The 12,041-nt window shown below is 66.0% G+C and carries 11 protein-coding genes; 9 read left to right on the forward strand and 2 right to left on the reverse strand.

Annotated elements, in window-relative coordinates; genetic code table 11:
- Positions 1-7 precede the first annotated feature (7 nt).
- Positions 8-1,387, forward strand: coding sequence for a Na+/H+ antiporter NhaC family protein (locus C795_RS0111240; protein WP_017793861.1), 1,380 nt, complete (start codon positions 8-10; stop codon positions 1,385-1,387).
- Positions 1,388-1,479: 92 nt separating this feature from the next.
- On the opposite strand, the gene C795_RS0111245 is transcribed toward C795_RS0111240, so the two are convergent.
- A complete protein-coding gene (locus C795_RS0111245) occupies positions 1,480-3,612 on the reverse strand; it encodes a RecQ family ATP-dependent DNA helicase (protein ID WP_017793862.1) in 2,133 nt (710 codons plus the stop codon).
- Between the two features lie 231 nt (positions 3,613-3,843).
- Between C795_RS0111245 and rplS the strand changes: the two genes are divergently transcribed.
- The 6 genes from rplS (at position 3,844) to C795_RS0111275 (ending at position 8,097) form a co-directional block, all read left to right on the forward strand.
- Positions 3,844-4,191: a 50S ribosomal protein L19 gene (gene rplS / locus C795_RS0111250; protein WP_017793863.1), complete on the forward strand. Its 348-nt coding sequence runs from the start codon at positions 3,844-3,846 to the stop codon at positions 4,189-4,191.
- Positions 4,192-4,348: 157 nt separating this feature from the next.
- Positions 4,349-5,080: a signal peptidase I gene (lepB, locus tag C795_RS0111255; RefSeq protein ID WP_017793864.1), complete on the forward strand. Its 732-nt coding sequence runs from the start codon at positions 4,349-4,351 to the stop codon at positions 5,078-5,080.
- Complete coding sequence (locus C795_RS0111260) at positions 5,081-5,734, forward strand: ribonuclease HII (protein WP_017793865.1); 654 nt, start codon at positions 5,081-5,083, stop codon at positions 5,732-5,734.
- Positions 5,735-5,788: 54 nt separating this feature from the next.
- On the forward strand, positions 5,789-6,628 hold the full coding sequence (gene murI / locus C795_RS0111265) for a glutamate racemase (protein WP_017793866.1): 840 nt from the start codon (positions 5,789-5,791) through the stop codon (positions 6,626-6,628).
- A 72-nt stretch (positions 6,629-6,700) separates the two neighbouring features.
- Positions 6,701-7,462 carry a ribonuclease PH gene (gene rph / locus C795_RS0111270; protein WP_017793867.1) on the forward strand — a complete coding sequence of 254 codons (762 nt, stop codon included), beginning with the start codon at positions 6,701-6,703 and terminating at the stop codon, positions 7,460-7,462.
- Complete coding sequence (locus tag C795_RS0111275) at positions 7,459-8,097, forward strand: non-canonical purine NTP pyrophosphatase (RefSeq protein ID WP_017793868.1); 639 nt, start codon at positions 7,459-7,461, stop codon at positions 8,095-8,097. The genes rph and C795_RS0111275 overlap by 4 nt, the downstream gene beginning before the upstream one ends.
- Positions 8,098-8,258: 161 nt before the next feature.
- On the opposite strand, the gene mgtE is transcribed toward C795_RS0111275, so the two are convergent.
- Positions 8,259-9,680, reverse strand: a complete 1,422-nt coding sequence (gene mgtE / locus C795_RS0111280; protein ID WP_017793869.1) for a magnesium transporter — start codon at positions 9,678-9,680, stop codon at positions 8,259-8,261.
- A gap of 275 nt (positions 9,681-9,955) precedes the next feature.
- Here mgtE and C795_RS0111285 point away from each other — a divergent pair, with 275 nt between their 5' ends.
- Both C795_RS0111285 and C795_RS0111290 read left to right on the forward strand, forming a co-directional pair.
- Positions 9,956-10,981: a dihydrodipicolinate synthase family protein gene (locus C795_RS0111285; protein ID WP_017793870.1), complete on the forward strand. Its 1,026-nt coding sequence runs from the start codon at positions 9,956-9,958 to the stop codon at positions 10,979-10,981.
- 278 nt (positions 10,982-11,259) lie between these two features.
- Positions 11,260-11,799 carry a hypothetical protein gene (locus tag C795_RS0111290; protein WP_157487077.1) on the forward strand — a complete coding sequence of 180 codons (540 nt, stop codon included), beginning with the start codon at positions 11,260-11,262 and terminating at the stop codon, positions 11,797-11,799.
- Positions 11,800-12,041: the final 242 nt, after the last annotated feature.

Genomic DNA, 12,041 nt, shown 5'->3' on the forward strand with positions numbered 1-12,041 from the left:
CACCATCATGACCACCAACGGCGCACTCGCGCTTCTACCGATTGCCACGATCCTCGTGGTGTCGGTGCTCACACGGCGCACCCTGCTCGCGCTCTTCACCGGCACCCTCGTCGGCGCGCTCATCGTGGGCGGCTGGGGATTTGTCGACAGCTGGATTGAGTACTTTACGATCTCAATGACCGACGAAACAGTTCAGTGGCTAGTGCTCGTCGTAGCGCTGTTCGGCATGCTGATTGCAGTGTTCAACGTGTCGGGGGCGGTGCGAGACTTCGCGCTGTGGGCCGAGCGATTCGTGAACTCGAAGCGCAAGTCGTTGATCGCGACTTGGGTGCTCACCATCATCCTGTTCATCGATGACTACCTCAACGCACTCACCGTGGGTACGTCGATGAAGACCGTCACTGACAGATACCGCGTGCCGCGCACGATGGTCGGCACGATCATCAAGATGACTTCTGCGCCGATCGCCGTCATTATTCCGTTCTCGACGTGGGCGGTGTTCTTCGCAGCGCTGCTCGAACAGGGCGGGGTGACGGTAGGCGGCACCGGCCTGGGGGCGTACCTGCAAGGTCTACCCTTCGTGTTCTTCGGCTGGATCGCGCTCGCGATCGGGCTGTTGCTTGCCCTGGGCATTCTGCCCGCCTGGGGGACGCTCAAAAAGGACGTCGCGCGGGCCATGGAAACGGGCGACACGCTGCCGCTCAACACGACCGTCGAGGAACGAGAGTTCGAGCTCGCTGGGAGCAGGGGCACGGCACCAAAGAACCCGCTGCCGTTCAACTTCTTGATTCCGGTTGTCGTTCTGGTCTCGGTCACGATCTTCACTGGCGTCGACATCGTCAAGGGCAGCGCCGCGGCCCTCGTGGTTGCGATTATTCTTGCGCTCGCGCAGCGCAAGATGAAGGTGCGCGAGACCCTGACCGCGGCGTTTGATGGCATTCTGAGCATGGGCTTTGTCATGGTGCTTACGGTGCTCGCCTTTATGGTGCAGCACGTGAACATGGACTTGAACCTCGTCGACTGGGTCATCTCGGTAACCGAACCCGCGATGACGGGTGCGCTACTGCCCGCCATCGTATTCCTCGTGTGCGGTATCTATGCGTATGCGACCGGCTCATTCTGGGACCTCGCCGCCGTCATTACACCGATCGTGTTGCCGCTGGCAATGGCGATGGACGTGGACCCGATCCTGGCGGGGGCCGCGGTGTTCTCGGGCGCAGCCCTGGGTTCGACCACTTGCCTCTACGGCGACGGAATCATTCTGGCGTCGCAGTCGGTGGGGGTGAAGCCGGTTAACCTCATGACCGCGATTCTTCCCTACGCCGGAATTGCAGCGGCGCTTTCGTTCGTCGCCTACCTGATTACCGGCTTCGTGATGCACGGCTGACCACTCTGAGTGATCGATGGAACGCCCCGTTCTGCTCCCTTACCGGAGTGGAACGGGGCGTTGCTGGTTGTGCCCGGGTGCGGCGTGCCGGGCTAGGCGACCGACGCCAATGCGAACGGCAGCACCGCCGGGGCGCCCGCCCGGAGGAGCTCGCGCGACGCGACTGTCAAGCTCCATCGGCTGTCGACCAGGTCGTCGACGAGCAGGATGGGGCCCGGAGCATCGGCGAGCACCGCTGCGAGCGACTCGGGCACGGTGAAGCGATCCCACACCGACGCGAGCCGAAACGCGCTGTTTCCGCCCGGGCCCGAAACGGGGCGGGACGGGTCTACCTCGAGCGTGCCAAGATAGGGAAGCCGACCCCGCTCCGCGATCAAGGCTGCGGTCGACGCCACCAGCTGGGGGCGGGTGAGCGATGGCATCGCGACGACTCCGACCGGGCGGTCAGCCCACGGCCAGTCGCGCAGCGTCGCGATGACACCCTCCATGAGGCGTGCATCGATGGGCGCATCGGGCGCGCCCGCGGCAAAGCGCTCGCGCAGCGTGCCGCCCCAACCCAGGTCAGTCAGGCGCGCCACCGCGCGGCCGACCAGCGCCTTTTCGGCGGGAGCAATGCGCCCGCGCACCGGTAGGCCCCGCTTATCGGCCCCGGTCGGCCACATGCCGCGCGGCTCGATCGGCACGCCCGTGACGTCGAGCTGGCTTGCGGCCCGCGACGCGGCCTCACCACTGAGATCAGTGGGATACCAGGGCCCCGCACACACGTCGCACCGGCCGCACGGCGCGGCCGCCGGATCGTCGAGCTCCCGCTGCAGTAGTTCCATGCGGCAGATCGCCCCGCGCTCGTACTCGAGCATCGCTTGCTGCTCGGCGACGCGCGCCTCGGCAATGCGGGCGTAGCGTTCTGCGTCGTAGTGCCACGGAGCGCCGGTGGCCACCCAGCCACCCTTGACACGCCGCACGGCGCCGTCAACGTCGAGCACCTTTAACAGGAGCTCGAGCTGCGTGCGCCGCAGATCCACTCGAGCCTCGAGCGCCGGGGTCGACAGCGGCTCGTCACCGAGCGCGGCGATCACCGCGGCGGCGCGATCCGGATCCGGCATCGAAGCGGTCGCAAAGTACCGCCAGATCTCGAGATCCTCGCGGCCGGGCAACAGCAGCACGTCGGCGTGGTCGGTGGCGCGCCCTGCGCGCCCGACCTGCTGGTAGTAGGCGACGGGGGAGGAGGGGGCGCCGAGGTGCACGACGAAGCCGAGGTCGGGCTTGTCGAAGCCCATGCCGAGCGCGCTCGTGGCGACCAGGGCCTTCACCTCGTTGGCCTTGAGCGCGTGCTCGAGACGCTCGCGCTCCTCGGGGTCGGTGCGGCCGGTGTACGAGGCGACGCTCATGCCGGCCTCGCGCAGCAGCATTGCGGTGTCCTCAGCCGCCGACACCGTGAGGGCGTAGATGATGCCGCTGCCCGGCAGCGATCCAAGGTGTGAAATGAGCCAGGCGAGCCGATCGCGCGCCGAAGGAAGGCTGAGAACCCCGAGCCTGAGCGAAGCGCGAGACAGTGAACCACGAAGCGTCAGAACATCGCTACCGAGCTGCTCCACGACATCGGCCACTACGCGGCCGTTCGCCGTTGCCGTCGTCGCGAGCACGGGAATCGAGCGATCGATGTCGCTGATGAGCGTGGCAATGCGACGGTAGTCGGGGCGAAAGTCGTGGCCCCAGTCCGAGATGCAATGCGCTTCGTCGATCACCAGCAGCCCCATCCGGGCGAGCAAGCTGGGGAGCTGCGTCTCGCGAAACTGAGGATTGTTCAGGCGCTCTGGGGATACCAGCAGCACGTCGATCTCATCGGCAGCAAGCTTCGCCGAGATGTCGTCCCACTCGTCGGCGGTGGCGGAGTTAATGGCCGCCGCGCGCACTCCCGCTCGCTCGGCAGCCGACACCTGGTCGCGCATGAGCGCGAGCAGCGGGGACACCAGCAGCGTTGGCCCGGCCCCGCGACGGCGCAGCAGCCCGGTCGCGACGAAGTACACGGCTGACTTGCCCCAGCCGGTGCGCTGCACCACGAGCGCGCGGCGGCGGTCGTCGACGAGCGCACTGATTGCCTCAAACTGGCCCGGATGAAAGGCGGCGTCGGGTCGGCCGGTGAGGCTGCGTAGAAGCGCAGTGGCTTCACCACGCGTGTCGGGTGTAGCCGCGCTATCGTGGGGAGGGGAGGCCAGAGTGTTCATGCTTTGATCATGCCAGTCGCCTCAGACATTGTGATCGTGGCGGCGGCAGATCGGCCTCAACGGGACGCGCCAGCGCCGATGTGTCGTGTCAGGGTCCCGGGTGTGGCATAATTGATCCTTGTGCCACGGTGCGGCACTGCCGTAAGGGTCCGCACATACCGTGAGCCAAATACCCAAGTACTTTTCGAAATCCGCGATCCCGACTTACGGCGGGCGCAGAGAGAGACAATCATGCAGAAGCTCGACTACGTCGACGCCCCGTCGCTCAAGAGTGACATCCCTGACTTCCGCGCCGGCGACACCGTCAAGGTGCACGTCAACATCGTTGAGGGCAACCGTTCGCGTGTCCAGGTGTTCCAGGGTGTCGTCATTTCGCGCCACGGTGAGGGCGTCCGCGAGACCTTCACCGTTCGTAAGATCAGCTTCCAGGTTGGCGTGGAGCGTAAGTTCCCCGTGCACTCGCCCGCAATCGACAAGATTGAGATCGTCACCCGCGGTGACGTTCGTCGTGCGAAGCTCTACTACCTGCGCGCCCTTACCGGCAAGAAGGCAAAGATCAAGGAGAAGCGCGACCGCTAAGTCACGCACTTCACGCAGGCGTTTTTCGACACGCCTGTGACAGTCTCAGGCTCCCAACCCGAAAAGGTGGGAGCCTGAGGTGTCTCCCCGCTGTTTCTGGCGGGACAATTATCCGGTGCGCCAGGTCCTCCCGGCGCCCTTGCATCAAGGAGCCGCCATGAGCGAAACCGCAGCGAAGTCATCGAACCGTCAGCGCGGCGGCGGATTCCTCGGGTTCGTGCGAGATTTGCTCGTGATTATCGTGGTTGCGTTTCTCGTCTCCTTCTTGCTCAAGACTTTTCTGGTGCGCAGCTTCTACATTCCATCGGTGTCGATGGAGCAGACGCTGCAGGTCAACGACCGCATCCTGGTGAATCAACTCGTGCCAGACATCATGGACGTGAAGCGCGGCGACGTTGTCGTGTTCAAGGATCCGGGTGGCTGGCTTTATCCGCGCGCGACTCAGCCGCCGCAGGGGTTTGAGAAGGTACTTCAGTCCGTCGGCCTCGCGGCCGACACGAGTCACGAGTATGTCGTGAAGCGCGTCATCGGCGTGGGCGGCGACCGGGTGGCCTGCTGTGATGCCCAGGGCCGCGTCACCGTGAACGGTGTGCCGCTCGACGAGCCATACATCGTCATTCCGCCGGGGGAGACCCGCTCCTCGAAGATCGACTTCGATGTCACCGTGCCCGAGGGCTCAGTGTGGGTCATGGGCGACAACCGTTACCAGAGCAAGGACTCGCGCTACAACCAGGATCAGCCGGGCAAGGGCTTCGTGCCCGAGGACGAGATCGTAGGGCGCGCGTTCGTGATCAACTGGCCGCTCGATCACTTCACCTGGCTCGGCACGCCCGAGGGCACGTTCACCGGCGTCGAGCAGGCGAAGCAGTCCCAGCAGACGGCGCAGTAAGTGCGCGCTCTCACTCCGAACCCCGAAAAGGACCCGACGCTCGATTTTGAGCGAGAGCTGTGGGCCTTAGGGGCTCCGCTCGTGATCGGGATCGACGAGGTTGGCCGCGGCGCGGTCGCCGGCCCGGTCGCGGTGGGCGCGCACGCGGTGCTCGCCGGTACCGAAGAGTTTCCCGTCGGGCTGCGTGATTCCAAGCTGCTCAGCGAGAAGCGACGCACACTGGTCGCCCCGCTCGTGGCCGAGTGGGGCGTGGGGGCCGTCGGATACTCCAGCGCCGCCGAGATCGACGCCCACGGCATCACCGCCACGCTCGGCGAGGCCGCCCGCCGTGCACTGCTCGCCCTGCATGCGCAGGGCATCGACGTGACGCGGGCCGCGATCATTCTTGACGGGTCTCAGGATTGGCTCACGCCCGTGCTCAAGTCCCCGCTGAACGTCCAGACCCGCGTGGGCGCCGACCGTCTCTGCGCGAGCGTCGCGGCGGCCTCAGTCGGAGCGAAGGTCGCCCGGGACCAACTGATGTGCGAAGCCGACGAGGCGCACCCCGAGTATGCCTGGGCCTCCAACAAGGGCTACGGATCCGCGGCCCACTACGCCGGGATCGCTGCCCACGGCCTCACCGAGCTCCACCGGCACACCTGGATCAAGTCGTGAGGAATCAAGCGGCACCGGATCAAGCGCACGGCGCCCGAGCGGTAGGCTGGTCAGGTGAGTAGCCGCAACATTTCTGCCGAAGCGCCCATCGGAGTCTTTGACTCGGGGGTGGGCGGGCTCACCGTCGCACGTGCGATTCGCGACCAGCTGCCCGGTGAATCCATGATCTACGTGGGCGACACCGAGCGCACGCCCTACGGCCCCAGGCCCATCGCCGAGGTACGCAGCTTCGCCCTCGAAATCCTTGACGATCTGGTCGCCCAGGGCGTCAAAATGCTCGTGATCGCCTGCAACACGGCCTCCGCCGCCGTGCTGCGCGACGCCCGCGAACGCTACGACGTTCCCGTCGTGGAGGTGATCGGGCCGACGGTGCGCAGCGCTGCGGCAATCACCCGCAACCACCGCGTCGGGCTGATCGGCACCCAGGGGACGATCCAGTCGCGAGCCTATGACGACCTGTTCGCAATGCGGCCCGAGATCCGGCTCACATCAGCGGCTTGCCCCCGTTTTGTCGAACTTGTCGAAGCGGGTGAAACGAGCGGCCCCGAGGTGCACCGCGTGGCTGAGGGCTATCTCGCCCCGCTGGTTGCCGAGGGCATCGACACCCTGGTTCTGGGCTGCACGCACTATCCCTTCTTGCGCGGTGCGATCCGGCAGGTCGTTGGCCCCGATGTGGCCCTCGTATCGAGCGACATTGAAACTGCCAACGAGGTGTTCCAGGTGCTCACCGAAAACAACCTGCTGCGGCCCGCCCACCACGGGGAGCCCGAGCTCAGGTACGAGGCCACCGGCCCCGACACCGCCGGTTTTGTCGATCTCGCGCGCCGCATGCTCGGCATCGGCATCGACACGGTCGATCTCGTGCACACCGGCACGATCACACTGCCCCAATAGTCACGGCCCCGGGTCTGGCATCAGTCCCGTGTGCGCCGTATCGTAGAACCCAATATGACACCTAGGAGTCCCATGTCTGAGTACACCCGCGCCGACGGGCGCACCGTCGGCCAGATGCGCCCCGTTACGATCGAACGCGGTTGGAGTGCGCAGGCTGAGGGCAGCGCTCTCATCTCCTTCGGCAACACTCGCGTGCTCTGCACCGCCTCGTTCACCCCCGGCGTACCGCGCTGGCTCAAGGGCCAGGGCACGGGCTGGGTGACCTCGGAGTACTCGATGCTGCCCCGCTCGACCAACGAGCGGATGCAGCGCGAATCCGTGCGCGGCAAGATCGGCGGCCGCACCCACGAGATCTCGCGCCTGATCGGTCGCAGCCTGCGCGCCGTCATCGACACCAAGGCGCTCGGTGAGAACACCATCGTCATCGACTGCGACGTGCTGCAGGCCGACGGCGGCACCCGCACCGCATCGATCACGGGCGCCTACGTCGCGCTCGCTGACGCGATCGCGTGGGCACGCACCAACGGCCACATTTCCAAGAAGGCCCAGCCGCTCAAGGACTCCGTGGCCGCCGTCTCGGTGGGCATCGTGGGCGACACCGCTATGAGCGACCTCGCCTACGTCGAGGACTCGGCCGCCGAGACCGATATGAACGTGGTCGTCACCGGCTCGGGTGACTTCATCGAGGTACAGGGCACCGCCGAGGGCGTTCCCTTCAAGCGTGATGAGCTCAACGTGCTGCTCGATCTGGCGCTCGCGAGCACGGCTGAACTGACTCAGCTGCAGCGCGACGTGCTGGCGGAGGCGCTCACCGGCTCGGGCGGTGCCGCATGACCGAAGACGTGACGCCGACCCGTCAGGTCGTGCTGGCCTCGCACAATGCGCACAAGCTCGAGGAGCTGCGCCGCATCCTGGGCCCGCAGATCCCCGGCATCGAGCTCATTGGCTATGACGGGCCTGAGCCCGTCGAGAACGGCCTGAGCTTCGAGGAGAACGCGCTCATCAAGGCGCGCGCGGCCGCGGCACACACGGGACTGCCCGCGATTGCCGACGACTCGGGTATCACGGTCGATGTGCTCGGCGGCATGCCCGGCATCTTCTCAGCGCGCTGGGGCGGCCCGGCCCGCAACGACAAGGCCAATGTCGATCTGCTGCTGTGGCAGCTCACCGACATCGCTGACGGCCACCGTCAGGCCGGATTCGTGTGCGCCGCCGCGCTCGTAGTGCCCGGCGATCCTGCGGTGCCCGGCCAGCCGGCCACCGAGGTATGCGAGCTGGGAGTGTGGCAGGGTACCCTGCTGCGCGCACCCGCCGGCGATCACGGCTTCGGCTATGATCCGATCTTCGAGCCCGAGGGCATGAGCCGTTCGGCGGCTGAGCTCACCTCAACCGAGAAGGACCAGCACTCGCACCGCACGCGCGCATTCAGCGCGCTCGCGCCCGAGATCATCGCGCGCCTCGGCGCATAGCTGCACGCACGAAACTGCGGCCCCGGGTTCTTTGGAACCCGGGGCCGCAGTGCTGCGTGGGCCAGTGCGCGGGAGAGCCCAGGGCCGCATGGCGATGCGAAATAGGGCGATCCGGATCGCAGGCCGCCGGGCACTCTGCACCCGACGGCCAGCGGCGTGGATTACAGCTGCAGGATCGCGCGCGCGATCATGAAGTAAATGATGAGTCCGGTCGCGTCGACAAACGTCGAAATGAACGGGTTGGAGAACACGGCCGGGTCGACCTTCACCGCGCGCGCGAGCAGCGGCATGCCGCCGCCGACGGCCGCCGCGACCGTACACACGGCGAGCAGCGTGAGCCCGATGACCGCGCCAATCGCCGGAGAGTATACGAGCGTCGCGATCGTGAAGCCGAGGCCGCCCAGCATCAGGCCGAGTAGAGCGCCCGTGCGCAGCTCGCGGGTGAGCACGCGCATGATGTCCTTCGGGCGCACGTCGCCCAGCGCGAGAGCGCGCGTGACGGTCGTGGCGGCCTGATTGCCGGTGTTGCCGCCTGTGCCGATCAGGAGCGGCACGAACAGTGCGAGCACCGTCACCTGCTCGATCGTTGCCTCAAAGACCTCGAGCACCTGCACCGTCAGCGTGGCGCCCACTGCGAGCACGAGTAGCCACACGACGCGGGATTTCACGAGTGAGAACACGGGCGTCGACAGGTAGGGGCGGCGTAGCGGTTCGGTGCCGCCCTGGCGGGCAACGTCTTCGCTCTCCTCGTGCTCGAGGATGCGCACCGCATCATCGATGGTGAGCATGCCCAGGAGGCGAGACTCACTGTCGACTACGGGCATGGCGAGCAGCGCGAGATCGGTGATCCGGCGGGCCGCGGTCTCAGCGCTCTCGACCGCCTGGGTCGACACAGGATCGCTCATGAGGGACGCAACGATGGTCTGGGGCTCCGCACCGAGCAGGTCGCGCAGGCTCACGATGCCCACGAGCCTGCGAGCGTCGTCGAGCACCGGGATCGTGTAGACGGTCTCGGCGTCCTCGAGTCCGGCGTGCACGCGCGCCAGGGATTCCTCGACGCTGTAGCTGGAGCGGGTCGAGACAAACTCCGGGGTCATACGGCGGCCGACACTGCCCTGGGGGTAGCCGAGGAGAGCCGCGGTCTGCACCCGCTCGCTCTCGGTGAGGCCGCGCAGGAGTCGTGTGGCGAGGGCAGCGGGGGCCTCGTCCAGGAGCCAGGCGCGGTCGTCGGGGTCGAGCTCGGAGAAGAGCCGGGTCACCTCGGCTGCCTGAAGTCCGTGCAGCAGGTCGCTCTGCAGGGTGGGATCGAGCAGCTCGAACACCTCGAGCGCGCGATCCTTCGCGAGGAGCCGATAGAGCACGGCCCGCTCTTTCGAAGACACGCGTTCAAACGCGAGCACGACGTCTTCTACGGGGAGCTTCCCGAGTTGTTCGGTGAGCGCCGGGAGATCCCGTGCGCTGAGATGGTGTTCGACGAGATCTATGGTCGCGTCGATTGTGGCGTCAACTGACGTGTTGACGTTTTCTGGCTGAGGTGGAGTCACGATTATCGCTCCGAACTGCGTGGCCGCTGTGGGCCACATGCGTCAGCACACGGAACTTCCCGTGCGCGAATTACGGGTGTGCGGGGGAGCCGAGGCCCTCGCCTGAGCGTGCACACTGGCACCGCGGAAGGGGGAGACTCGGCCGAAAACTGCAATTGTCGCTGGGCACGAACTCACCTCGCTTCGATCGAATCGTCTCGGAGCTACAACTAGCCCACCTTCGAACGCTACCAGGGGTGAGCCTCAGGCGCGAACTTCAGGGGTGCAGGGGCGGCTTATTGCTGCACATTGCGTGCGTGCGCGAGGATAGGGACATGGATGCACTGCAGCAGGGAGTCGTGACCGACGTGGTTCGGGGAGTGAGCGCGTTTCTGTTGACGCCGATGCGGGCGGGTGAAGTTGATCCGTCTAATGTCGATTTGGGATCCCAGTCCGAGCTCGACGAAGCGACCTTTGTGGGGCTGGTTGAGCGTGCCGTGGCCGCTAACGTTGATTCGATTGCGGTGCTGGGTTCGACCGGGTCGTACATGTACTTGACTGCTGCCGAGCGCGAGCGGGTCGTGCAGCTCGCGGTGCAGCACGCGGCGGGGACGCCGGTGCTCGCGGGAGTCGGGGCGATATCGACATCGGAGGTGCTGCACCATGTGCGCGTCGCGGAGGCGGCGGGGGCGTCCGGCCTCATTGTCGCGACGGTGAGCTACCAGCGGCTCAATGACGACGAGGTGTTCGGGCTGTTCGAGGAAGTTACGGCCGGCGCGAACGTGCCCGTCGTGGTGTATGACAACCCGACGACGACCGGATTCACGTTCTCACTCAATCTCTATGCCCGAGTGGCCGCCCTACCGGGGGTGGCCTCGATCAAGGTGCCGCCGCCGCCAGCGGGTCTCGAGGCAGCCACTGCGCACATCAGCGCGATTCGGGAGCGGTTGCCGGCGCACGTCACGATCGGCGTCTCGGGTGACGCCTCGGCTGCGCTCGGGATTGCCGCCGGATGCGACGCCTGGTATTCAGTGATCGCGGGCGTGCTGCCGCGGGCCGCGATGCAGCGCGCGCGCGAGGCGCGTGAGGCTGGCTTTGATCCGGATCGGGTTGTGGCTGCCGAGACCACCTGGGCGAGTGGGGCCCTCCAGTCACTGCTCGCGCTCTTTGCCGATTACGGGAGCTTGCGGGTGGCGACCGCCGTGGCCGAAGAGCTGGGGCTCATCGGGGAGGGGTCGCTGCCGCGGCCGCTTCACGGGCTTAGCGCCGCAGGGCGCGACCGCGTGCGGGAGGCGTTACGTGTGAGCGGATGCTTGGATTCGGATCTTGATTTGGATCGTGTTGCTGAGGCGGTGTCCTAGACCATGGCCGCTGTCTGCACCGCCTCCACGGCTCTGCTCCAGTCTCAGTGGCGCAAATCTGAGTCAGTCATTGCTCCAGTAGCTTCGTTACATATCCTCATTAAGCGCCATGGTCACGATGTTTTGGCGTTCGGGATTAGTGCTGGTGATGGTGCTGGCGTGCTGCGGTTCGTTGAGTTTTCGGAGTCACCCTCTCGGGTCGAGCTGCCGTGAGTTTCGAGGAGCGGGGGCCCTCGGCCTTGGTCTTGGTTCCCAACCCGCGCACGCCAGCGCGCCCGATGGCGTTTACTGGCGGTGAGTATTGGCGCGGCCTGTGGTGGACGCTCGTGGTTTTCAATGTGGGGTTTCCGCTGCTGTTGATCTTGTGGATGTTCGCCCCGCACGTGTTAGCGGAGGGGGCCGCGGCCCCCGGTGAACAGTGGGGTGTGTCTCTTGTGAACAACCTCGCCATGACTGCGATGTTTGCAATTCCCATCTCGGGTTTCGCGGCGGTGGCCTACGGGGGTTTTGCCGCGTACGGGCTTGGCCTCCTGCTGCGGAGGGTGGCAAGTCGCTGGCTGCACCGCACGGCATTCTTCGCGCTCGGGGTTGGGGTGGGGGCTGTCGCAGTGTTGCTGTTTGGGCTCACGCTGGGAGGGGTGCCCTTGGGTGACCTGATCTACCCGGCGGCACTGTGGACCGGCGTCAGTGTTTGTGCGGGGTGGGGGATTACGAGTCGGCGAGCGCTGCGTGCGGATGCGGGTGAGGGGGTGACTGTCGCCGTGGATGAGGAAGAGGAGGGTTGGTGGGAGTCAAGGCGTTGGGAGTCGAAGTCTTGAGCTTCGAGAGCGAGCGAGTTCGTCCAAAATTATTTCGAACATAGTTTCGAATTGGTGGTAAAATGGGATCATGTCCAGCAAAGATGCCGAGGTTGATGATCTCGATGTGACGGGTGCCGCAGCGCATGTCGTCACAGACCTGGGTGGGCTCGCGGCGAGGCTGGGCATGCACGAGTTTTCGGGTCTGTCTGATGATGCGTTGCTGTCGGTGACGCAGGAGTTGGAGCGGGCGTCTCGGCGCG

The organism is Leucobacter salsicius M1-8 (genome assembly GCF_000350525.1).
GTDB lineage: Bacteria > Actinomycetota > Actinomycetes > Actinomycetales > Microbacteriaceae > Leucobacter > Leucobacter salsicius.